The sequence below is a fragment of the Collimonas fungivorans Ter331 genome (assembly GCF_000221045.1).
In the GTDB taxonomy this organism is placed as follows: Bacteria; Pseudomonadota; Gammaproteobacteria; order Burkholderiales; family Burkholderiaceae_D; genus Collimonas; species Collimonas fungivorans_A.
This window is the reverse complement of sequence record NC_015856.1, coordinates 4680714-4703308: the sequence shown is the minus strand read 5'-3', so window position 1 is coordinate 4703308 and position 22595 is coordinate 4680714. Positions and strand designations below refer to the sequence as shown.

The following is a 22595-nucleotide window of genomic DNA, read 5'->3' as shown; positions in this document are numbered from 1 at the left end:
TGTTGCGGCTTTTTCATATTCGCCATGCCTAAATTTGAAACCAAACTGTGTACCCGCGCCGAATTGAAATCCCGCGTGGCTGCCTTGCCGCAGCCGGTGGTGTTGACCAACGGTGTATTCGATATCCTGCACCGTGGTCACGTCACCTACCTGGCGCAGGCGCGCGAGCAGGGCGCTGCACTGGTGGTGGCGGTGAATACCGACGCCTCGGTCAAGCGCCTGGGCAAGGGCGACGACCGGCCGATCAATACCTGCGCCGACCGCATGGCCGTTTTGGCGGCGCTGGAAGCCGTCAGCCTGGTGGTTGAATTTGATGAAGACACTGCCTTGGAAGTGGTGCAGGAAGCGCAGCCGGGAGTGTATGTCAAAGGCGGCGATTACCAGATGGATGCGATTCCGGAAGGCCAGGCGGTACTGGCATATGGCGGGCAGGTAGTGGCGATCCCGTTTGCACATGACCGTTCGACCAGCAAATTGCTGGACAAGGTGCGTCAAGGCTCTTGATCGCCGCTAGCGGCAAGATGAAAAAAAAAGCGCGGATTCCGCGCTTTTTTTATGCAGCTACCGTTTTTCTTCAGTGCTGGTGCGATGCGTCGGCTGCCTTGCCGCTGAGGTCGGTGACGTGTACCGACACTTCGACTTTGCCGGCTTTTTGGAAAGTCAGCGTCAGCGGGAATTTGTCGCCGGCCTTCAATGGCTGGGTCAGGCCGATCAGCATGATGTGATAACCGTTGCCAGGGATCATGTTGACGGTGCTTGCCGGCGCCAGTTCAATCTCGCCGACTTCGCGCATTTTCATGACATTGCCATCCATGGACATGGTGTGGATCTCGGCGCTTTTGGCGGCCGGCGAGCTGACGCCGATCAGTTTGTCCGCTTCCTTGCCTTTGTTTTCGATACTCAAGAATGCGCCGCCGCTTGGCTGGCCTGGCGCCGTGGCGCGGGCATAAGGATGGCCGATGTGCAGGCTGCCGAGATCGTATTCATGTGCATAGGCGGAAACGCTGACGGCGAGGGCGCAGACAAACAGGGAAACGGAACGTAAAGACATGATGGACCTTTGATTAAATTGGGAAATACCAACAGCAAATCGAAGAAAGTGCGGTGACGGAAAACATCATGCTTATTGGCAAGATGGTGGATTATAACAATCGCCGCCTGATTGTCCCTTTGCCAAGGGAAATTCGTTCAGGCGCCGCCGCTGTAGCCGTTCTGGCGCCAGGCTTCATACACCACGACCGCCACGGTATTGGACAGGTTCAGGCTGCGGTTGTCCGGCCGCATCGGCAAGCGGATGCGCTGCGAGGGCGCAAACGATTCACGCAGCGCGGGGTCCAGCCCGCGCGTTTCCGAGCCGAACACAAAGATGTCGCCTGGCCGGAATTGGAGGCTGGCAAACGGCGTCGAGCCGTGGGTAGTCATGGCGAACATGCGGCTCGGATCATAACTGCCGGCGTCGCGCATGCTGGCCACGAAATCGTTCCAGTCGGCATGCACCTGCATGGTGGCGTAATCGTGATAATCCAGGCCGGCCCTGCGCATCTTGCTGTCATCCAGGGGGAAGCCGAGCGGTTCAATCAGATGCAATTGCGCACCGGTATTGGCGCACAGGCGGATGATGTTGCCGGTGTTCGGCGGGATTTCCGGTTCAACCAGTACGACGTGGAACAACGTGATTCTCCTGATGTAGATATAGTCAACGCGCTGCAAGGGTGCTCATGGCGTCCTTGCAAACACAAAATTGGTAATGCGGCTGGCGCCATGCCGGCGCAGCGTTTGCGCCAGCGCATGCAGCGTTTCGCCGGTAGTCATGACGTCATCGACCACGCCTATGTGGCGGCCACGTATCTGCATCATGGCGGCCGGCGGTACGATGAACGCCTGGCGCAGGTTGCGGCGCCTTTGTTCCAGGTCTGGCGCCAGCGACTGCGGCAGGGTATCGCGTTGCCGCAGCAATAGTCCATGTTGCAAGCCAAGTCCAAGCAAACGCGCCAAGGGCCGGGCTATCTCCAGCGCCTGGTTGAAGCCGCGCTGCTGCAAGCGCTGGGCGCTGAGCGGCACCGCCGTCAAGATATCCGGCAAATCCGGCTGCTGCCCGGGATGAACGCCGATCCGGCTCGCTGCGAACAGCATTTGCGCAAATGCCGGCGCCAACGCCAGCTGTCCGCCGAATTTTAACGCCAGAACCAGCCGGTCTGCCGGCGCCGTGTAGTCGCAGGCCACGATGGTGGCATCGAAGGCTCGCGCCTGTTTCAGGCAATTGCCGCATAAGGCTGGATTATCGCCGTCGAGCCGGGGCAGGCGATTCGCACACTGTATACAGCGCGGCGGCCGGCCGGAAAAATAATGCCCGCTGCAGCCGTCGCAAATGACTTGCTTGCCGCTGCGCCCGCACAGTGCACAGCAGGAAGGCATGCGCGCCAGCATGTGGGCAAGCTGCTGTCGCGGCCAGTGGCGTAAGCGGGGGAATAACACAGGGCGGCTCTCGTTCTTGTCGGATGGATGGCGGCACGCTCAGCCTACACGCTATCAAGCGTGTAAACTAGTGGCGATTATCGCATTTCATCTCACCTGCCGGATTCCGATGTCTACCTCACTGCCTCCTTTTGAAACCAGCCAAAGTGCGCCGATCGACCTGCGCCGGGTACGCCAGTTGTTTGCCCAGCCTGCGCTGGTGCGCGAATCCGAGTTCATGCGCCGTGAAATCTCAAGCCGCATGCATGAGCGTCTTGCTTTGGTGAAACTAACCCCGCAGCGGGTGCTGGATGCCGGTTGCGGCGCCGGTCCGGATATATATACGCTGCAGCAACGTTTCAGCGAAGCCGCCATTATCGGGCTGGATGCATCTGCCGCCATGTTGTCGATGGCAAAAGAGCAACGCCAGACGGCGCAACTGTCGGTCAATCGCCTGCTGAAGAAGTGGCTGCCGTTTACTGGTAAAAGCGATGAACTGGCGTCCGACCTGCTGTGCGGCGATTTTGCCCAGCTGCCGCTGGCGCCGAACACGGTCGACCTGGTCTGGTCTAACCTGGCCCTGCACTGGCATCCGCAGCCGGATCGGGTGTTCGCCGAGTGGCGCCGCATATTGCGGGTGGATGGCTTGCTGATGTTTTCCTGCTTCGGTCCAGACACCTTTAAAGAATTGCGTAATGCGTTTGCCGGCATCGATGACGGCGCGCACGTCCTGCCTTTCGTCGACATGCATGATTTTGGCGACATGCTGGTCAATGCCGGCTTCTCGACACCGGTCATGGATATGGAAACCATCACGGTTACCTATGACACCGTGGAGAAACTGCTGGCCGACGTCCGCGCCTGGGGCGGCAATCCGCTGGCGACGCGCGGCCGCGGCTTGCTGGGGCGCGCCGCCGGCGCCCGCATTAAAGTCGCGCTGGAAGCCAGGCGCCGGCCGGACGGCAAGTTGCCGCTCACTTTTGAAATCATCTATGGCCATGCGTTCCGGCCGGTACCCAAAACCACCAGCGGCGGCGAGTCCATCGTGCAGTGGAATCTGGGTAAAAACAGGTAAATGAAAATATATTTAACAAAGTACTTGCGGGGAAGAATGAGGGTTGCTATAGTTCGCCTCCCGTTGAGAACGACGCGAAATTACCGAGACAGCGAAGAGAAGTTAGGGCTGTTTTGAGAGTGGAGTTTGCGAGGGGAAAAGTGGGGTTGAAGGTGATGTGGTTGGTAAGAAGTTTTTCGGAAATGCGTAAAAAAGTAGTTGACGAAAAGCTGGAACGCCACATAATCTCATCTCTCTGCTGCTGACAATACAACACGATCGCTCGGCGCCGCGCACCGGTAAGAAGGTGACGCGAAGTAGAAGGTTCTTTAACAATTAACAGTCGATAAGTGTGGGCGTTTGATGGAAGTGCAGCGTCATTCATGTAAATGGGTGGCGTATAACTTAAAACATTAAATGTTCACAAAAGAAGAAAATAGGTCGCTTGGTTAAACAAGTGAACTGTCAGTATTTTGAGTGAGCGATAGCAGAGATGCTAGGCAGCAATGCCACAAAACAGAGATTGAACTGAAGAGTTTGATCCTGGCTCAGATTGAACGCTGGCGGCATGCCTTACACATGCAAGTCGAACGGTAACAGGGAGCTTGCTCCGCTGACGAGTGGCGAACGGGTGAGTAATATATCGGAACGTACCTTTGAGTGGGGGATAACTAGTCGAAAGACTAGCTAATACCGCATACGATCTACGGATGAAAGTGGGGGCTCGCAAGACCTCATGCTCATAGAGCGGCCGATATCTGATTAGCTAGTTGGTGAGGTAAAGGCTCACCAAGGCATCGATCAGTAGCTGGTCTGAGAGGACGACCAGCCACACTGGGACTGAGACACGGCCCAGACTCCTACGGGAGGCAGCAGTGGGGAATTTTGGACAATGGGGGCAACCCTGATCCAGCAATGCCGCGTGAGTGAAGAAGGCCTTCGGGTTGTAAAGCTCTTTTGTCAGGGAAGAAACGGGATGTCCTAATACGATGTCCTAATGACGGTACCTGAAGAATAAGCACCGGCTAACTACGTGCCAGCAGCCGCGGTAATACGTAGGGTGCAAGCGTTAATCGGAATTACTGGGCGTAAAGCGTGCGCAGGCGGTTGTGTAAGACAGGTGTGAAATCCCCGGGCTTAACCTGGGAATGGCATTTGTGACTGCACGGCTAGAGTGTGTCAGAGGGGGGTAGAATTCCACGTGTAGCAGTGAAATGCGTAGAGATGTGGAGGAATACCGATGGCGAAGGCAGCCCCCTGGGATAACACTGACGCTCATGCACGAAAGCGTGGGGAGCAAACAGGATTAGATACCCTGGTAGTCCACGCCCTAAACGATGTCTACTAGTTGTCGGGTCTTAATTGACTTGGTAACGCAGCTAACGCGTGAAGTAGACCGCCTGGGGAGTACGGTCGCAAGATTAAAACTCAAAGGAATTGACGGGGACCCGCACAAGCGGTGGATGATGTGGATTAATTCGATGCAACGCGAAAAACCTTACCTACCCTTGACATGTACAGAATCCCGAAGAGATTTGGGAGTGTTCGAAAGAAAGCTGTAACACAGGTGCTGCATGGCTGTCGTCAGCTCGTGTCGTGAGATGTTGGGTTAAGTCCCGCAACGAGCGCAACCCTTGTCATTAGTTGCTACGAAAGGGCACTCTAATGAGACTGCCGGTGACAAACCGGAGGAAGGTGGGGATGACGTCAAGTCCTCATGGCCCTTATGGGTAGGGCTTCACACGTCATACAATGGTACATACAGAGGGCCGCCAACCCGCGAGGGGGAGCTAATCCCAGAAAGTGTATCGTAGTCCGGATTGTAGTCTGCAACTCGACTACATGAAGTTGGAATCGCTAGTAATCGCGGATCAGCATGTCGCGGTGAATACGTTCCCGGGTCTTGTACACACCGCCCGTCACACCATGGGAGCGGGTTTTACCAGAAGTAGGTAGCCTAACCGTAAGGAGGGCGCTTACCACGGTAGGATTCGTGACTGGGGTGAAGTCGTAACAAGGTAGCCGTATCGGAAGGTGCGGCTGGATCACCTCCTTTCTAGAGTTTGCATGAAAGTTAAGCGTCCACACTTATCGTCTGTTAGTTAAGAAGAACAGGTATCGGTCAAAGGCTGTCGTGCAGAGATGCATGGTAGTTGATGGTAGGCTCGTACTGATCCAAGCGGGTCTGTAGCTCAGTTGGTTAGAGCACCGTGTTGATAACGCGGGGGTCGTTGGTTCGAGCCCAACCAGACCCACCAAAGATTTCCGGGGGTTTAGCTCAGCTGGGAGAGCACCTGCTTTGCAAGCAGGGGGTCGTCGGTTCGATCCCGTCAACCTCCACCAAGTTTCCTTGGTGAGAAATAGAAATGTCAAACCTRWGTCGGTGCGCAGGAGCGGCATTGGGATTTAGGTTTGGTCTTTTTAAGATCAAAAGCAATAACTGTTCTTTAACAATTTAGAAGAAGTAGTAAAGATTCGTCCATGACAAGACATTGTTGTGGATGGGTATGATTGTATCAAATCAAAAAGTATGTAAAGAGTTCTCAAAAGAGTCCATGGGCGCAAGCTGCATGGACAATGCGAAAACACTTTGGATACGGCAAACGCTAAACTCATAGAAATACCTCTATAACCGCTTTTTACTTGTGAACGCAGGTAGAAGCTAAAGTTATAGGGACAAGTGAATAAGTGCACATGGTGGATGCCTTGGCGATATCAGGCGATGAAGGACGTAGTAGCTTGCGATAAGCTGCGGGGAGCTAGCAAACAAGCTTTGATCCGCAGATTTCCGAATGGGGAAACCCGGCCCTAGTGGTCATTGCATACTGAATACATAGGTATGCAAAGCGAACGCGGCGAACTGAAACATCTAAGTAGCTGCAGGAAAAGAAATCAACCGAGATTCCCAAAGTAGTGGCGAGCGAAATGGGAACAGCCGCAAGTTTTAGCAGTGGACATAGTAGAACGACTTGGAAACGTCGGCCATAGAGGGTGATAGCCCCTTATACGAAATGATCATTGTGGAACTAAGCTTGCAACAAGTAGGGCGGGACACGTGTAATCCTGTCTGAACATGGGGGGACCATCCTCCAAGGCTAAATACTCGATATCGACCGATAGTGAACCAGTACCGTGAGGGAAAGGCGAAAAGAACCCCGGAAGGGGAGTGAAATAGATCCTGAAACCGTGTGCATACAAACAGTAGGAGCGGACTTGTTCCGTGACTGCGTACCTTTTGTATAATGGGTCAGCGACTTACATTCAGTGGCAAGCTTAACCGTATAGGGAAGGCGTAGAGAAATCGAGTCCGAATAGGGCGTTCAGTCGCTGGGTGTAGACCCGAAACCAAGTGATCTACTCATGGCCAGGATGAAGGTGCGGTAACACGCACTGGAGGTCCGAACCCACTAATGTTGAAAAATTAGGGGATGAGCTGTGGGTAGGGGTGAAAGGCTAAACAAACTTGGAAATAGCTGGTTCTCTCCGAAAACTATTTAGGTAGTGCCTCAAGTATCACCATCGGGGGTAGAGCACTGTTATGGCTAGGGGGTCATCGAGACTTACCAAACCATTGCAAACTCCGAATACCGATGAGTGCGAGCTTGGGAGACAGACGCCGGGTGCTAACGTCCGACGTCAAGAGGGAAACAACCCAGACCGCCAGCTAAGGTCCCAAAGATTGGCTAAGTGGCAAACGAAGTGGGAAGGCTAAAACAGTCAGGAGGTTGGCTTAGAAGCAGCCATCCTTTAAAGAAAGCGTAATAGCTCACTGATCGAGTCGTCCTGCGCGGAAGATGTAACGGGGCTAAGCCAGTCACCGAAGCTGCGGATATCAATTTATTGATATGGTAGGAGAGCGTTCTGTAAGCCTGCGAAGGTGTCTTGTAAAGGATGCTGGAGGTATCAGAAGTGCGAATGCTGACATGAGTAGCGATAATGGGGGTGAAAAGCCCCCACGCCGTAAGCCCAAGGTTTCCTGTTCAACGTTCATCGGAGCAGGGTGAGTCGGCCCCTAAGGCGAGGCAGAGATGCGTAGCTGATGGGAAGCAGGTTAATATTCCTGCACCGTCGTTAGATGCGATGGGGGGACGGATCGCGGAAGGTTGTCCGGGTGTTGGAAGTCCCGGTTCCTATATCAGAGAAGGCTGTTAGGCAAATCCGGCAGCGTAATTCAAGGGTATGGGACGAGCCAATTTATTGGTGAAGCAATCGGAAGTGGTTCCAAGAAAAGCCTCTAAGCTTCAGTCTAACGAGACCGTACCGCAAACCGACACAGGTGGGCGAGATGAGTATTCTAAGGCGCTTGAGAGAACTCGGGAGAAGGAACTCGGCAAATTTGTACCGTAACTTCGGGATAAGGTACGCCCATGTAGTTTGACTGGCCTGCGCCAGAAGGACGAAAGGGCTGCAATAAAAAGGTGGCTGCGACTGTTTAATAAAAACACAGCACTCTGCAAACACGAAAGTGGACGTATAGGGTGTGACGCCTGCCCGGTGCTGGAAGATTAAATGATGGGGTGCAAGCTCTTGATTGAAGTCCCAGTAAACGGCGGCCGTAACTATAACGGTCCTAAGGTAGCGAAATTCCTTGTCGGGTAAGTTCCGACCTGCACGAATGGCGTAACGATGGCCACACTGTCTCCTCCCGAGACTCAGCGAAGTTGAAATGTTTGTGATGATGCAATCTACCCGCGGCTAGACGGAAAGACCCCATGAACCTTTACTGTAGCTTTGCATTGGACTTTGAACCAATCTGTGTAGGATAGGTGGGAGGCTTTGAAGCGGGGACGCTAGTTCTCGTGGAGCCAACCTTGAAATACCACCCTGGTTTGTTTGAGGTTCTAACCTTGGTCCGTTATCCGGATCGGGGACAGTGCATGGTAGGCAGTTTGACTGGGGCGGTCTCCTCCCAAAGTGTAACGGAGGAGTTCGAAGGTACGCTAGGTACGGTCGGACATCGTGCTAATAGTGCAATGGCATAAGCGTGCTTAACTGCGAGACTGACAAGTCGAGCAGGTACGAAAGTAGGACATAGTGATCCGGTGGTTCTGTATGGAAGGGCCATCGCTCAACGGATAAAAGGTACTCTGGGGATAACAGGCTGATTCCTCCCAAGAGTTCATATCGACGGGGGAGTTTGGCACCTCGATGTCGGCTCATCACATCCTGGGGCTGTAGCCGGTCCCAAGGGTATGGCTGTTCGCCATTTAAAGTGGTACGTGAGCTGGGTTTAAAACGTCGTGAGACAGTTTGGTCCCTATCTGCCGTGGGCGTTGGAAATTTGAAGGGGGCTGCTCCTAGTACGAGAGGACCGGAGTGGACGAACCTCTGGTGTACCGGTTGTCACGCCAGTGGCATTGCCGGGTAGCTAAGTTCGGAAGAGATAACCGCTGAAAGCATCTAAGCGGGAAACTTGCCTTAAGATGATATTTCCCGGGAACTAGATTCCCCTAAAGGGTCGTTCGAGACCAGGACGTTGATAGGCTGGGTGTGGAAGCGTAGTAATACGTTAAGCTAACCAGTACTAATTGCCCGTGAGGCTTGTCCCTATAACCTTAGCAGGTTATATGATGAGCTTTTTTGTTTGCCAAGGTGACTATCCTCAACGATAGCAACACCGTTTGGACATTCATACCCAACCGGGTTCACTCACCCTAGTGAACTCGGTATAAAAAACTACTTCTTCTAAATTGCGTTCTTTGTTGCTCCAACCGGAGAACAAAAACGATACAAGTTATGCCTGATGACCATAGCGAGTTGGTACCACCCCTTCCCATCCCGAACAGGACCGTGAAACGACTTTGCGCCGATGATAGTGCTGCAACCAGTGTGAAAGTAGGTCATCGTCAGGCTTTTATTAAAAAACCCTCTGCATTCAACATGCAGAGGGTTTTTGCTTTGCGCGGACAGTTTTACGCACGGCGCCATGCCTTCGTTTCCCGCGCTACTCCAATCAACTACCTGAATCATCAGGCGAAAAAAAGCCGGTCAGCTTGCGCGACCGGCCTTCCTGCACCTGGATCAACGACCTGGTTTAGAACGGATAAGCTACCCGCAGCACAGCGAAGTTTGCGCCGCTGTTCGGTTTCTTGATGCCGCCATTGGAGAAATGCTGCAGCTTGAGGCCGATATCCAGGCCGTTGCTGAACACATAGCCGGTGCCGATATGGTCGCCGAACTCGAAAGCGGTGGAAAAACGGCGGCTGTTGTTGTCATACAGATGCGACATCAGATGCACGCCGATGCCGGCTTCGCCATACAGGCCCTTTTTATCGTTGGCCTGGAAACGGAACACCGGCGTGAAGCCGATATCGGTCAGGTTTTTCTTCTGGCCAGGGATATTCTGGTACTGGTTCTGGCGGAATTCAGCCAGGCTCAAGTCCCAGTAGCCGCCGAGTTGGGTGCTGCTGCCTTGCCACAAGGCCGTGTTCCAGTTCCATTGCGCGGCAACCCGAGCCAGCTGGCTCTTGTTCCCGGTGCCGAGTTCGAAGGACGCGGAGTCCACGGCAAAGCTGGTTGAGTGAACGCCAGCCAGCAGGCCGGCTGCCGCCAAGAGTTTGAGTCCGGTATGTTTTTTTTGCATGAAAGGCTTTCGAACGTAAAAATAAAAAAGCGAAACAACTCGTCGCCATATTCAAATGGAAGGCGGCGCTGACCGCATATGCAACTCCCCGCGGCGCGCAGCTACAGCCCTAAAGAATAGTCGAAAACCGGGATTGTTGCCGAACTACGGGCAATTCCTGTCGTAAAACTGCGAATCCTGGCCCCGGTTCAGGCAATGTAAGCCGGCTCAATCCGGCCCGGCACATCCACCCGCAGCGACAGGATGTAGCCGGATGCGGGATATTTTTGAAGCTCGGCGGCGCTGCGCTTTTCACTCACGCTGGTGATATACAGCGTACGCAAATCGGCGCCGCCGAACGCCATCATGGTCGGGCAGCGTACCGGCAAGAGCACTTCCTGCAGCACCTCGCCAGAAGGCGACAAACGCAGCAGCCTGCCGCCCTCGTACATTGCGCACCAATAGGCATCTTCGCTGTCGACCGCCGCGCCGTCGGGACGGCCGCCGTAGTCGGCAGCGCTCTTGTCCATGGCGAACTGCTTCAGCACCCGGCCGGCGCCGATTACCCCATTCTCCAAATCAAACTCGTAACTGCAGATCCGGTGCGCCGTGGTGTCGCTGTGATACAGGATACGGCTGTCGCCGCTGAAGCCGAGGCCGTTGGACACGGTCACCGGATTGCCGGCAGGCCGTACTTTATCTTTTTCAATTGCGTATAGCTGGGCGCCGGCGTGGTCGCGCGGTTCGTAGATGGTGCCGGCCCAGAAACGGCCGGCGGCGTCGCAACGGCCATCGTTAAAACGGGCGGTGGCAGTATCGTAAGGCGCATCGGCGATGTGCGTGAGCTCGCCGCTGTCAGTGTTCAGGTGGACCACACCGGTACGCATGGCGACGACCAGGCCGCCGCCGGCATGGCGGCCGATGCAGCCAGGTTCGGCAGGCAGCTGCCACATGGCGTGGACGCCGTCGGCAGGACGCAGCCGGTGCACCTGCATGGCCGAGATGTCGACCCAGTACAGCGCAGCTTCGCCGGCATGCCACAGCGGGCACTCGCCCAATTGCATGGGCTGGTCGTAGGCGATTTCAATTTGGTTCATGAGTATGGCAATGAAAAAAAGCAGGATGGATCGGGAAGCGAAACGAGAACGGCTGCCCTGGCGCCGAGGCCAGGGCAGTGCGGCAACTACATCTTCTTCAGATAAGTTTCCGCGAGATTGACCCAGTAGCTGGCGCCGATCGGCAGCAGATCGTCGTTGAAGTCGTAACTGGCGTTGTGCAGGTTGCAAGGACCGAGGCCATGGCCGCCATCCCTGTGAGCGCCTTCGCCGTTGCCGATGAAGACATAACAGCCAGGCTTGTTCTGCAGCATGAAGGCAAAATCCTCGGCGCCCATGGTGGGCTCCACCTGCGGATTGACATTGCCGCTGCCAACCATCGCTTGCAGCACGTCGACGACAAACGCAGTCTCCTTGGCATGGTTCACCAGCGGCGGATAATTGCGGTGGAACTTGAATTCGATTTCGGCGCCGAAAGCGGCCCCGGTATGTTGCGCGATTTCCCGCATGCGCGTTTCGATCACGTCCAGCACCGCAACCGAAAAAGTGCGCACGGTGCCGATCAGCGTCGCTTCGTCGGGAATCACATTGGTGGCGCTGCCGCTATGGATCTGCGTCACCGACAGCACTGACGGATCGTTCGGATTGATATTGCGCGAAACGATGGTCTGCCAGCTTTGCGCAATCTGCACAGCGACCATGACAGGATCTATGCTTTTATGCGGCTGCGCGGCGTGCGAACCCTTGCCTTTGACGATCACCTCGAACTCATTGCTGGAGGCCATCATCGGGCCTGGCGTCACGCCGAAGCTGCCGGCCGGCATGCCCGGCCAGTTATGCATGCCGAACACCGCTTCCATCGGATACTGCTCGAACAAACCGTCGTCGATCATGCGCTGCGCGCCGCCGCCGCCTTCTTCCGCCGGTTGGAAAATCAGGTATACGGTACCGTCGAAATTGCGGTGCTGCGCCAGGTGATGGGCCGCGCCAAGCAGCATCGCCGTGTGGCCGTCATGTCCACAAGCGTGCATCTTGCCCTGATGTTGGGAGGCGTGCGGGAAGGTATTCAATTCCTGCATCGGCAAGGCGTCCATGTCGGCGCGCAGGCCGATGGCGCGGTTGCTGCTGCCATTCTTCACGATGCCGACGACACCGGTGACGCCCAGGCCGCGCACTATCGGAATCTGCCATTCGGTGAGTTTGCGGGCGACCACATCGGAGGTCCGCTTTTCTTCGTAGTTGAGTTCGGGATGTGCGTGCAGATCTCGTCGGATTGCCTGCAATTCTGCCTGGAAGGCGATGATTGGATCGATCAAATTCATGTTGTGCTCCTGATATGTGGCACGCCTTTTGCCTACAAAAAATGGTGAATGGCGTAACGTCCAGAATGTGTATATTACGCCTACACGGTCCGTCGGTGTTCATTCACAGGAGAGCATTATGCGTCTGATGTCATGGCCAAGAATGGGATTGCGTGTATTACTGGCGGCTTCCTGCCTGCTGTTGTTTGCTTCCGTAGCGCCTCCTGCCGCAGCGCAGGAATTCAAACTGGCGATGAGTTCCCCGCCGACTTCGATGGACCCGCACTTCTATAATTTGTTTCCCAACATCAACGTTTCCGACCACATCTTCGAGCAGCTGGTGGCGATGGATGCCGACAGCCACATCATTCCCGCGCTGGCCGAATCCTGGACCCTGGTGAATAACCTGACCTGGGAATTCAAGCTGCGCAAAGGCGCCAAGTTCCACGACGGCAGTCCGCTGACGGCGGAAGACGTGGCCTGGTCGCTTGACCGCCCGGCCACCATCGTCGGCAGCCCGGGAAAATTCGATACCTATACCAAAGCCATCATCAACAAGAAAATCATCGATCCCTACACCATCCAGCTGACGACCAGAGAGCCGTATCCATTGCTGCTGGCCGACCTGACTTCGATCTACATCGTGTCGAAGAAAGCGACCCAGGGCCTGAGCAGCGACGACTTCGCCAGCGGCAAGGGCATGATAGGCACCGGTCCTTTCAAGTTCGTCAGGTTCCAGCGCGACGACCGCATAGAGCTGGAGCGCAATAACGATTACTGGGGCAAGAAACCGGCCTGGAGCAAGGTCACCTTGCGCTTTATCCCGAACGACGCAACCCGCCTGGCGGCGCTGCTGGCCGGCGATGTGCAGGCGATCGAAAACGTGCCGACGCCGGACCTGGCGAAAGTCCGGTCGGACAAAGGCCTGAGCTTTTATTCCAAGGTCTCGCACCGGGTGATCTACCTGTACCCGGATACCCGCCGCGAGAAATCGCCGTTCGTCACCGACAAGGATGGCCAGCCGCTGGACAAGAATCCGTTGATGGACGTACGCGTGCGCCATGCATTGTCGATCGCCATCAACCGCGACGCGATTCGCGACCGGGTCATGGAGGGCCTGTCCGAGCCGACCATCAACCTGGTGCCGGCCGCCTTGTTCGGCCACAATCCGAATCTGAAGCCGCCTAAATACGATCCTGAAACGGCGAAAAAATTGCTGGCTGAAGCCGGATACCCCAACGGTTTCGGCCTGACCCTGCACACGCCGAACAACCGCTACATCAACGATGAGAAAATCGCGCAAACCATCGCCCAGATGTGGTCGCGCATCGGCATCGCCACCAAGGTCGAGGGCGCGCCGATGTCGGTGTATGCGGCGCGCGGCGCCAAGAGCGAATATTCGATCGGCCTGCTGGGCTGGGGCGCGCAGACCGGCGAAGTGTCGTCGCCGCTGCGGGCCATGGTGGCTTGCGACAATCCGGCCAAAGGCATGGGCGCGGTCAACTGGCTGAAATACTGCAACCCGAAAATGGACGCGGTGCTGGCCAAAGCCCTGAACAGCGTCGACGACAAGGAGCGTTCCGGCCTGCTGCAGCAAGCCACGGCGATCGTCATCGAGGACGGCGGCGTGATCCCGATTCATCAGCAAGTGACCACGTGGGCCACAAAAAAAGGTATCGTATATGTCCCGCGCACCGATGAGCGTACCCACGCTTATCAGTTCTACCCGCAGTAAAGCGGGTGGAATCGCGTGCACATCCGCTCACCGATGGCGGCGAGCGGATTTTTTATGGATGAATCTAGGGTAAACGATGCTGGCTTTTATTATCCGCCGCCTGTTGCAAAGCCTGGTCGTGCTGCTGGTGATGTCGCTGCTGGTGTTTGTCGGAGTGTATGCGATCGGCAATCCGATCGATGTGCTGATCAGTCCCGACGCCGACCAGATAGAACGGGCCAAGGTGATCGTCGCCTTCGGCCTCGACAAGCCGCTCTGGCTGCAGTATTTCATCTTCCTGAAGAACGCCGCCGGCGGCGACCTGGGCCGCTCGTTTGCCTATTCGACGCCGGCCCTGACCTTGATTTTCGAGCGCATGCCGGCGACGCTGGAACTGTCGTCGGCAGCGATCCTGCTGTCGGTCGTGCTGGGCCTGCCGCTGGGCCTGCTCGCCGGACTGCGGCCCAATGGCCTGGTGGGAAAAACCATCATGGCGGTGTCGATCCTGGGGTTCTCGTTGCCGACATTCTGGGTCGGCCTGATGCTGATCATGGTGTTCGCGGTGCAGCTGGGCTGGCTGCCGACCAGCGGCCGCGGCGAGACGCAGCTGCTGTTCGGGGTGCCGGTCAGCTTCCTTAGCTGGGACGGCCTGCGCCATCTGCTGATGCCGGCTTTCAACCTGGCCTTGTTCAACATCGCCCTGGTGATCCGGCTGACGCGTTCCGGCGCCCAGGAGGCGCTGATGCAGGACTACGTCAAGTTCGCCCGCGCCAAAGGCTTGCGCAACAGCCGCATCATCGGCGTCCATGTCCTGAAAAATATCCTGATCCCCATCGTCACCGTGGTGGCGCTGCAGTTCGGTTCGGTCATCGCTTTTTCCATCGTCACCGAAACGGTGTTTGCCTGGCCCGGCATGGGCAAGCTGATCATCGATTCGATCCGCGTGCTGGACCGGCCGGTGATCGTCGCTTACCTGCTGCTGATCGTCACCATTTTCATCCTGATCAACCTGGTGGTGGACATGCTGTATTCTTTGCTCGATCCGCGTGTGCGCCTGGCAGAAAGCAAAGGCTGAGATGGAACTGACACCAATGTCCAATCCGGTGGAAACGCCCTGGCAACGTTTTGTCCGCAATTTTTTTGGCAGCAGGATTGCCGCCGCGGGGTTCGTGCTGCTGGTGCTGATCGTGCTGGCGGCGATATTCGCGCCCGTTATCTCGCCCCAGAATCCCTACGACCTGGCCAAGCTGGATGTGATGGATTCGCGCCTGGAGCCGGGCCAGGCATCGGTCGACGGCAGCATGACCTACCTGCTCGGCACCGACGACCAGGGCCGCGACATGCTGTCGGCGATACTGTACGGTATACGCATTTCGGTGATGGTCGGCGTCGTCAGCACTATCATCGCGCTGTCGCTGGGCCTGACGCTGGGGCTGCTTGCCGGCTACGCAGGCGGCCGCATCGAAGCCTTCATCATGCGAGTCGCGGATATCCAGCTGTCGTTCCCGCCCATCCTGATCGCCCTGATCCTGCTGGCCCTGACCGGGCGCGGCATCGACAAGATCATCATTGCTCTGGTGGCGGTGCAGTGGGCCTATTACGCGCGCACCACGCGCAGTGCGGCGCTGGTGGAACGCAAGAAGGAATACATTGAAGCTGCCTCCGCGCTCGGCCTGTCGCCGCTGCGCATCATGTTCCGCCATCTGCTGCCTAACTGCCTGCCGCCGCTGATCGTGGTGGCCGCCCTGCAAGTGGCGTCGGCGATTTCCCTGGAAGCGACCTTGTCTTTCCTCGGCCTCGGATTGCCGATCACCGAACCCTCGCTTGGTTTGCTGATCGCCAATGGCTTTCAATACCTGTTGTCCGGCAAATACTGGATCAGCGTGTTTCCCGGCATCGCCCTGCTGGTTACCGTGGTGACCATCAACCTGGTGGCGGACCAGCTGCGCGATGTCCTCAATCCACGCTTGCAAACGCAATAGGCTCGATATGGACACGACACTTACCGTCAATAACCTGCAGACCCAGTTTGCCATCCGCGCCGGCCTGGTCAAGGCGGTCGACGACGTTTCGTTCTCGGTCAAGCGCGGCGAGATCATGGGGCTGGTTGGCGAATCCGGATCGGGAAAATCGATGACCGGCTATTCCATCATGGGCTTGGTCGATGCGCCGGGGAAAATCGTCGCCGGCGAGATCCTGCTGCAAGGCCAGGACCTGCGCAGCTTGCCGCCGGAAGCCATGCGCAAGATCCGCGGCAACCGGATCGCCATGATTTTCCAGGATCCGATGATGACCCTGAACCCGGTGCTGCGCATCGACACCCAGATGATGGAAGCAGTGCGCGCACACCAGGACGTGAGCCGGATGGTGGCGCGCGAGATGTCGCGCGAAGCGCTGGTGCGGGTCGGCATTCCGGCGCCGGATGAGCGGTTGCAGGCCTACCCGCATCAGTTTTCCGGCGGCATGCGGCAACGGGTGGCGATTGCAATCGCCTTGCTCAACCAGCCCGACCTGATCATCTGCGACGAGCCGACCACCGCGCTGGATGTGACGATACAAGGGCAGATCCTGTACGAAATGCAGAAGCTGTGCCGCGAATCCGGCACGGCCCTGATCTGGATCACCCACGACCTGTCGGTGGTGGCCGGGCTGGCCGATACGGTATCGGTGATGTACGCTGGCCGCATCGTCGAAAGCGGCACGGTGCAGCAAGTGCTGGAGCATCCGCGCCATCCCTACACCCACGGCCTGATCGCGTCGGCGCCGTCGCGCAATCCGCGCGGCCAGCCGCTGCAGCAGATCCCCGGCATGACGCCGTCGCTGCTGAACCTGCCGGAAGGCTGCGCATTCCGCACGCGCTGCGCACATGCCACGGTCGAATGCCGGCAGACGCCGCAGTTGCGCGAAGTGGAGCAACGCATGCTGCGTTGCTACCATCCGTTGCGGGATAGCCTGGCGGAGGCAGTGTCATGAGCCAGACCATCGACAACAATACGGCGCCGCCGCCATCCGCACCCAACCTGCTGGAATTGCAGGCGGTCAGCAAGCGGTTCGTCAAGACGCTCGACAGCGCCGCCAGGATCGCCAACCTGTTCGGGGCCGGCATGCAGCAGGAAGTAGTGCATGCGGTGGACCAGGTGAGCCTGGGCATCAGGCGCGGCGAAGTGGTGGGACTGGTGGGCGAATCCGGCTGCGGCAAATCGACACTGGGGCGGATGGCGGTCGGCCTGCATAGCCTGACTGCCGGTACGCGCTTGTGGAAAGGACAGTCGCTGGAGCAACTGGATGCTGCGGAAAGACGCAAGAAGCAGCTGGCGATCCAGATGATTTTCCAGGATCCCTATGCCTCTCTGAATCCGCGCATGCGGGTGCAAGATATCGTCGGCGAAGCGCCGCTGGTGCATGGTTTGGTTGATGGACCGCAGCAGCGCGAGTATGTCGAAAGCTTGCTGCAGCGGGTCGGGCTGGACGGCGCCATGCTGCGTCGTTTCCCGCACCAGTTTTCCGGCGGCCAGCGCGCCCGCGTGGGCATTGCGCGCGCGCTCGCGGTCAAGCCGGAATTCCTGGTTTGCGACGAGGCGGTGGCGGCGCTGGATGTATCGATCCAGGCCCAGGTGCTGAACCTGTTCATCAAGCTGCGCGACGAGCTGGACCTGACATACTTGTTCATCAGCCATGATCTGGGAGTGGTCAGGCATTTGTCAGACCGGGTAGTCATCATGTATCTTGGGCGTATCGTTGAATCGGCTTCCGCCGATACGGTATTTGCCCGCGCCAATCATCCGTACACCCAGGCGCTGCTGGCATCGGCGCCCAAGCTGGAAGTCCGGCGCACGGAATTTTTTGCGGTAAAGGGGGAAATCCCGTCGCCGCTGCATCCGCCTCCGGGCTGCCATTTTCATCCGCGCTGTCCGCATGCAATGCCGCGCTGTAAAGTAGAAAAGCCGGCATTGAAAGAAGTCAGCGCCAAACATTTTTCCGCCTGCCATCTCAACGATGGACTGGCATAAAAAGGACAGGATATGAGTACTCGACAATTGACTCCTTCGGCCGAAATCATGGCCATGATCGAACGCCTGATTGCGTTCCAGACTGTATCGCGCGATTCCAACCTGGGACTGATCGAATGGACCCGCGATTACCTGGCCGGCCTCGGCGTCAAGTCGCGCCTGACTTATGACGCCAGCGGCAAGAAAGCCAATCTGTTTGCAACCTTGGGCGAAGGCCCGAAGCCTGGCCTGATCTTGTCCGGCCATACCGATGTGGTGCCGGTCGAAGGCCAGGTCTGGGATACCGATCCGTTCCAGGCGACCATCAAGGATGGCTTGCTGTACGGCCGCGGTTCGGCCGACATGAAAAGCTACATCGCCACCGCCTTGGCGTTGGCGCCGCAGTTCCTGGCTGCCAACATGGCGGCGCCTTTGCACTTTGCGCTGTCGTACGACGAAGAAGTAGGGTGCATCGGCGTGCAAGGCTTGATCAAGGATCTGCAGGAACTGGGATTGAAGCCGGCGGCCTGCATTGTCGGCGAGCCAACCTCGATGCAGCCCATCATCGCGCACAAGGGCACGCACCGTTTCCGCTGCTGCGTGCGCGGCCGCGAAGCGCATTCCAGCTACACCACCATGGGCGTCAACGCGATCGAATATGCGGCGCGCATCATCGTCTACATCCGCCAGATGGCAGACCGCTTCGCCCAGCTGGAAACGCGCGATTACGGTTTTACAGTGCCTTACACCACCATGCAGACCGGCCTGATCCAGGGCGGGCTGGCGGCGAATATCGTGCCCAAGGACTGCAAGTTCGATTTCGAGGCGCGCACCATGCCCGGCATCGACGCCGAACGCCTGTACCGGGAAATCCAGGATTTCGCCGCCACCTTGCTGCCGGAAATGCAAAAAGTCGAACCGAACGCCGCCATCGACTTCGAATGGCTGGCCTCCGCTCCCGGCCTCAACATGCAGGAGAGCGACGCCGTGGTCCAGCTGGCGGCAGCGCTGGCGCGCAACAAGCCGAACGGCGCGGTGTCCTACGGCACCGAAGCCGGCTTGTTCCAGCGCGCCGGCATTCCCACCGTGATTTGCGGCCCCGGCAGCATCGAACAGGCGCACCGGCCGAATGAATTCGTGGCGCTGGAACAGCTGGTCCAGTGCGAAGCGTTCATGCTGCGCCTGATGGATCCGGAGATGCAGCTGCCAGCCGGGAAGTAAGCTGCAGCCATCAAATGCATCTTGTTTGAACGGATTTTGCTAAAGTAGCGGATTGAAGCACCTTGGTTTTGATGACATTATGACTATTGCCACCACTCGTACGATCCGTGCCGCCTGTCCGCACGATTGCCCCGATACCTGCGCGCTGCTGGTGACCGTCACCGACGGCGTCGCCACCGAGGTGCGCGGCGATCCGGACCATCCGACCACGGCCGGCGTGCTGTGCACCAAGGTCGCGCGCTACACCGAACGGACTTATCACAAGGACCGCCTGCTGCATCCGCTCAAGCGGATCGGCAACAAGGGCGAGGGGAAATTCGTACAGATCAGCTGGGACGAGGCGATCGCCACCATCGCCGGGCGGCTGGGTGAAATTGCCGCGCGCAATCCGCAAGCCATCCTGCCTTACAGCTACGCCGGCACCATGGGCCTGGTGCAGGGCGAGTCGATGGCGATGCGTTTTTTCAACCGCATCGGCGCTTCGCTGCTGGACCGCACCATCTGCGCTTCGGCCGGCGGCACCGGCTACAAATACACGATAGGCGCCAGGGTAGGCACCGACCTCGAACAGTTCCAGAACGCCAAGCTGATCCTGATCTGGGGCGGCAACCCGATAGCGTCCAACCTGCATTTCTGGATGCGCGCGCAGGAAGCAAAACGGCGCGGCGCCAAACTGATCGCCATCGATCCGTATCGCTCCCTGAGCGCCGACAAATGCCACCAGCACATCGCCCTGTTGCCGGGCACCGATTCGGCGCTGGCGCTGGGCATGATGCATGTGCTGATTGCCGAGGACTTGTTGGACCACGACTACATCGCCCAATACACGCTGGGCTTCGAGCAGCTGAAACAGCAGGTGTCGAGCTGGACGCCGCAGAAGACCGCCGAAGTGTGCGGCATCGGCGCCGATGAAGTGCTGGAACTGGCGCGCAGCTACGGCGCTGCGGCGCAACGCGGCGAAGCGGCGGCGATCCGGGTCAACTACGGCTTGCAGCGCGTGCGCGGCGGCGGCATGGCGGTGCGCAATATCACCTGCCTGCCGGCCCTGGTCGGGGCCTGGCGCCATGCCGCCGGCGGCGTGCAGCTGTCGACCTCGGACAGCTTCCCAAAAAATAACCAGTTCCTGCAGCGTCCCGATTTCCTGCTAAAGCAGGGAATGGCGCCGCGCACCATCAACATGAGCACCATCGGCGATGACCTGCTGCGCGAAGCCTCGCCTGAGTTCGGGCCGAAAATCGAAGCCCTGATCGTGTACAACTCGAATCCGGTTGCGGTAGCGCCGGAATCCGGCGCCGTCGCCCGCGGTTTTGCGCGCGAAGATTTATTCACCGTGGTGCTGGAGCATTTCCAGACCGATACCGCCGATTACGCCGATATCGTGCTGCCGGCCACCACCCAGCTGGAACACGTGGATGCCCATTCGGCCTACGGTCACCTGTACATGCTGGCGAATAACGCCGCGATCACGCCCCTTGGCGAAGCCAAGCCGAATACCGAAATCTTCCGCCTGCTGGCGGCGCGCATGGGTTTCGACGACGCCTGTTTCCGCGAAACCGACGATGAAATCGCGGCGCAGGCATTTGACCGGAAAAATGAGCGGGCGATCCATTTCGATTGGGATGCGCTAAAACAAAAAGGCTGGCAAAAACTGAACGTGCCGGACGCGCCGTTCGCACATGGCGGTTTCCCGACGCCATCCGGCAAGTGCGAGTTTTACAGCGCGCAGATGCTGAAGGACGGACTGGATCCCTTGCCGACCTATATCGCGCCCTATGAATCGCCGGCCAGCAATCCGCAGTTGGCCAGGAAGTACCCGCTGGCGATGATTTCGCCGCCGGCTCGCAACTTTCTCAATTCCAGTTTCGTGAACGTGAAAAGCCTGCGCGACACCGAAGGCGAACCGCACCTGGACATGCATCCAACCGATGCCGCGGCAAGAGCCCTGGCCAGCGGCGATGCCGTGCGCATCTATAACGACCGCGGCAGTTTCAACGCCAGGCTGAGAGTGACCGACAAGGCGCGGATCGGACTGGTGGTGGGCTTGTCGATCTGGTGGAAAAAAATGGCCAGCGACGGCAAGAACGCCAATGAGGTGACCAGCCAGCGCCTGACCGACATGGGGCGCGCTCCAACCTTCTACGATGTGCTGGTGGAAGTGGAAAAAGCGCCGGCATGAATGCCCGGCTGCCCACGGTTTTGCTGTTAGCCGTGGCGGCAGCCGGTTGCGCCCAGCTGGCGTATTACGGGCAGGCGGCAAACGGCCAGTTTTCGCTGCTGGACCGCGCTCATCCGGTGGATGAATGGCTGGCCGATCCGAACCTCGACGCCGGCCTCAGGGCCAAGTTGAAGCTGACCAAGCAGATCCGCCGCTTCGCGGTGAGCGATCTGAACTTGCCGGACAACCGCAGCTACACCGAGTACGCCGACCTGCAGCGCCGCTTCGCCTTGTGGAATGTGGTGGCGGCGCCAGCTTTGTCGCTCGAGCCCAAGCAGTGGTGTTTCCCGATTGCCGGCTGCGTCAACTACCGCGGCTATTTCAGCCAGGACGCCGCAAAAAAATTCGCCGCCAGCCTGCGCCAGCAAGGCTACGATGTGCAAGTCAGCGGCGTGCCGGCCTATTCCACGCTCGGCTGGTTCAACGATCCGCTGTTGTCGACCTTCATCCGCTATCCCGACGGCGAACTGGCGCGCCTGGTTTTCCACGAGCTGGCGCACCAGACGGTGTACGCCAAGGACGATACGCAATTCAACGAGTCGTTCGCCACCACGGTCGAGCAGGTCGGCGTCGAGCGCTGGCTGGCGGCGGTCGGCAGCCAAAAGACGCGCGACGCCTACGTTCAGTTTGAAGGACGCAAGGAGGAATTCCTGGCATTGCTGCTGCAGTACCGGCAGCGGCTGGCAAGCAATTACGCCAGCGAACTCAGCGATGCGCAAAAGCTGCAGCAGAAGGCGGCGATTTTCCTCGCGCTGCAAGTGGATTACCAGGCGCTCAAGGTAAAGTGGGGCGGCTACGCCGGCTACGACCACTGGTTTGCCGAACCGTTGTCGAACGCCCATCTGGCGCTGGTGGCGACCTATTACGACCTGGTGCCCGGTTTCAAGGCTTTGCTGGCCCAGCAGCAGACCCTCAAGAAATTCTATGCGGCGGTCGCCGGGCTGGCGGCGCTCAGCAAGGAAGAAAGACATCGCCGGCTGGAAGAGCTGGCGAAATCCCGGCCCACATAAATCTATCTTGGTTACAATGC

The 22595-nt window shown here is 58.0% G+C and carries 16 protein-coding genes, 2 tRNA genes and 3 rRNA genes; 15 read left to right on the top strand and 6 right to left on the bottom strand.

Translation table 11 applies throughout. The features are described from left to right. The first annotated feature begins 24 nt into the window (after positions 1–24). Entirely contained in the window at positions 25–504 is a 480-nt protein-coding gene (gene rfaE2 / locus CFU_RS20880; protein ID WP_041742583.1) for a D-glycero-beta-D-manno-heptose 1-phosphate adenylyltransferase, read from the top strand. 70 nt (positions 505–574) lie between these two features. On the opposite strand, the gene CFU_RS20875 is transcribed toward rfaE2, so the two are convergent. The 3 genes from CFU_RS20875 to CFU_RS20865 all read right to left on the bottom strand — a co-directional run bounded on the left by CFU_RS20875 (position 575) and on the right by CFU_RS20865 (position 2427). Beyond that, positions 575–1051, bottom strand: coding sequence for a copper chaperone PCu(A)C (locus tag CFU_RS20875; protein WP_014007983.1), 477 nt, complete (start codon positions 1049–1051; stop codon positions 575–577). 137 nt (positions 1052–1188) lie between these two features. After that, positions 1189–1671: a tRNA (uridine(34)/cytosine(34)/5-carboxymethylaminomethyluridine(34)-2'-O)-methyltransferase TrmL gene (gene trmL, locus CFU_RS20870; RefSeq protein ID WP_014007982.1), complete on the bottom strand. Its 483-nt coding sequence runs from the start codon at positions 1669–1671 to the stop codon at positions 1189–1191. 45 nt (positions 1672–1716) lie between these two features. Continuing rightward, entirely contained in the window at positions 1717–2427 is a 711-nt protein-coding gene (locus tag CFU_RS20865) for a ComF family protein (protein ID WP_014007981.1), read from the bottom strand. Positions 2428–2584: 157 nt separating this feature from the next. On the opposite strand from CFU_RS20865, the gene CFU_RS20860 reads away from it, so the two are divergent. The 6 genes from CFU_RS20860 (at position 2585) to rrf (ending at position 9360) form a co-directional block, all read left to right on the top strand. After that, a complete protein-coding gene (locus CFU_RS20860; protein ID WP_041742580.1) occupies positions 2585–3529 on the top strand; it encodes a methyltransferase domain-containing protein in 945 nt (314 codons plus the stop codon). Positions 3530–4033: 504 nt separating this feature from the next. Then, positions 4034–5564: ribosomal RNA gene (locus CFU_RS20855) — 16S ribosomal RNA — on the top strand. A 125-nt stretch (positions 5565–5689) separates the two neighbouring features. Beyond that, a tRNA-Ile gene (locus CFU_RS20850) sits at positions 5690–5766 on the top strand. A 9-nt stretch (positions 5767–5775) separates the two neighbouring features. Beyond that, positions 5776–5851, top strand: a tRNA-Ala gene (locus CFU_RS20845). 331 nt (positions 5852–6182) lie between these two features. Further along, positions 6183–9057: ribosomal RNA gene (locus CFU_RS20840) — 23S ribosomal RNA — on the top strand. Between the two features lie 190 nt (positions 9058–9247). Continuing rightward, positions 9248–9360: ribosomal RNA gene (rrf, locus tag CFU_RS20835) — 5S ribosomal RNA — on the top strand. The 16S, 23S and 5S rRNA genes sit together here with 2 tRNA genes alongside, the layout of an rRNA operon. 182 nt (positions 9361–9542) lie before the next feature. Here the strand turns inward: rrf and CFU_RS20830 are convergent. The 3 genes from CFU_RS20830 to CFU_RS20820 form a co-directional block, all read right to left on the bottom strand. Then, positions 9543–10091, bottom strand: coding sequence for an acyloxyacyl hydrolase (locus CFU_RS20830; RefSeq protein WP_014007979.1), 549 nt, complete (start codon positions 10089–10091; stop codon positions 9543–9545). A gap of 188 nt (positions 10092–10279) precedes the next feature. Further along, the gene (locus CFU_RS20825) at positions 10280–11167 is read right to left on the bottom strand and encodes an SMP-30/gluconolactonase/LRE family protein (protein ID WP_041742578.1); all 888 of its coding nucleotides are present in this window, start codon (positions 11165–11167) and stop codon (positions 10280–10282) included. 86 nt (positions 11168–11253) lie between these two features. Beyond that, positions 11254–12447, bottom strand: coding sequence for a M20 aminoacylase family protein (locus tag CFU_RS20820; RefSeq protein ID WP_014007977.1), 1194 nt, complete (start codon positions 12445–12447; stop codon positions 11254–11256). Between the two features lie 127 nt (positions 12448–12574). Between CFU_RS20820 and CFU_RS20815 the strand changes: the two genes are divergently transcribed. From CFU_RS20815 to CFU_RS20780, 8 genes are all read left to right on the top strand, one after another. After that, a complete protein-coding gene (locus tag CFU_RS20815) occupies positions 12575–14161 on the top strand; it encodes an ABC transporter substrate-binding protein (RefSeq protein WP_014007976.1) in 1587 nt (528 codons plus the stop codon). Positions 14162–14237: 76 nt separating this feature from the next. Beyond that, positions 14238–15215 (top strand): ABC transporter permease, encoded by a 978-nt coding sequence (locus CFU_RS20810; RefSeq protein ID WP_014007975.1) that lies wholly within the window; start codon positions 14238–14240, stop codon positions 15213–15215. Between the two features lies 1 nt (position 15216). Then, the gene (locus CFU_RS20805) at positions 15217–16122 is read left to right on the top strand and encodes an ABC transporter permease (RefSeq protein ID WP_041742574.1); all 906 of its coding nucleotides are present in this window, start codon (positions 15217–15219) and stop codon (positions 16120–16122) included. 7 nt (positions 16123–16129) lie between these two features. Then, positions 16130–17113, top strand: a complete 984-nt coding sequence (locus CFU_RS20800) for an ABC transporter ATP-binding protein (protein ID WP_014007973.1) — start codon at positions 16130–16132, stop codon at positions 17111–17113. Continuing rightward, complete coding sequence (locus CFU_RS20795; RefSeq protein ID WP_014007972.1) at positions 17110–18150, top strand: ABC transporter ATP-binding protein; 1041 nt, start codon at positions 17110–17112, stop codon at positions 18148–18150. The genes CFU_RS20800 and CFU_RS20795 overlap by 4 nt, the downstream gene beginning before the upstream one ends. 12 nt (positions 18151–18162) lie before the next feature. Continuing rightward, complete coding sequence (gene argE, locus CFU_RS20790; protein WP_014007971.1) at positions 18163–19350, top strand: acetylornithine deacetylase; 1188 nt, start codon at positions 18163–18165, stop codon at positions 19348–19350. 79 nt (positions 19351–19429) lie between these two features. Beyond that, a complete protein-coding gene (locus tag CFU_RS20785) occupies positions 19430–21526 on the top strand; it encodes a molybdopterin-containing oxidoreductase family protein (protein ID WP_041742572.1) in 2097 nt (698 codons plus the stop codon). Continuing rightward, positions 21523–22575, top strand: a complete 1053-nt coding sequence (locus tag CFU_RS20780) for an aminopeptidase (RefSeq protein WP_014007969.1) — start codon at positions 21523–21525, stop codon at positions 22573–22575. Before CFU_RS20785 ends, CFU_RS20780 begins: the two co-directional genes overlap by 4 nt. The last annotated feature ends 20 nt before the right edge of the window (positions 22576–22595 follow it).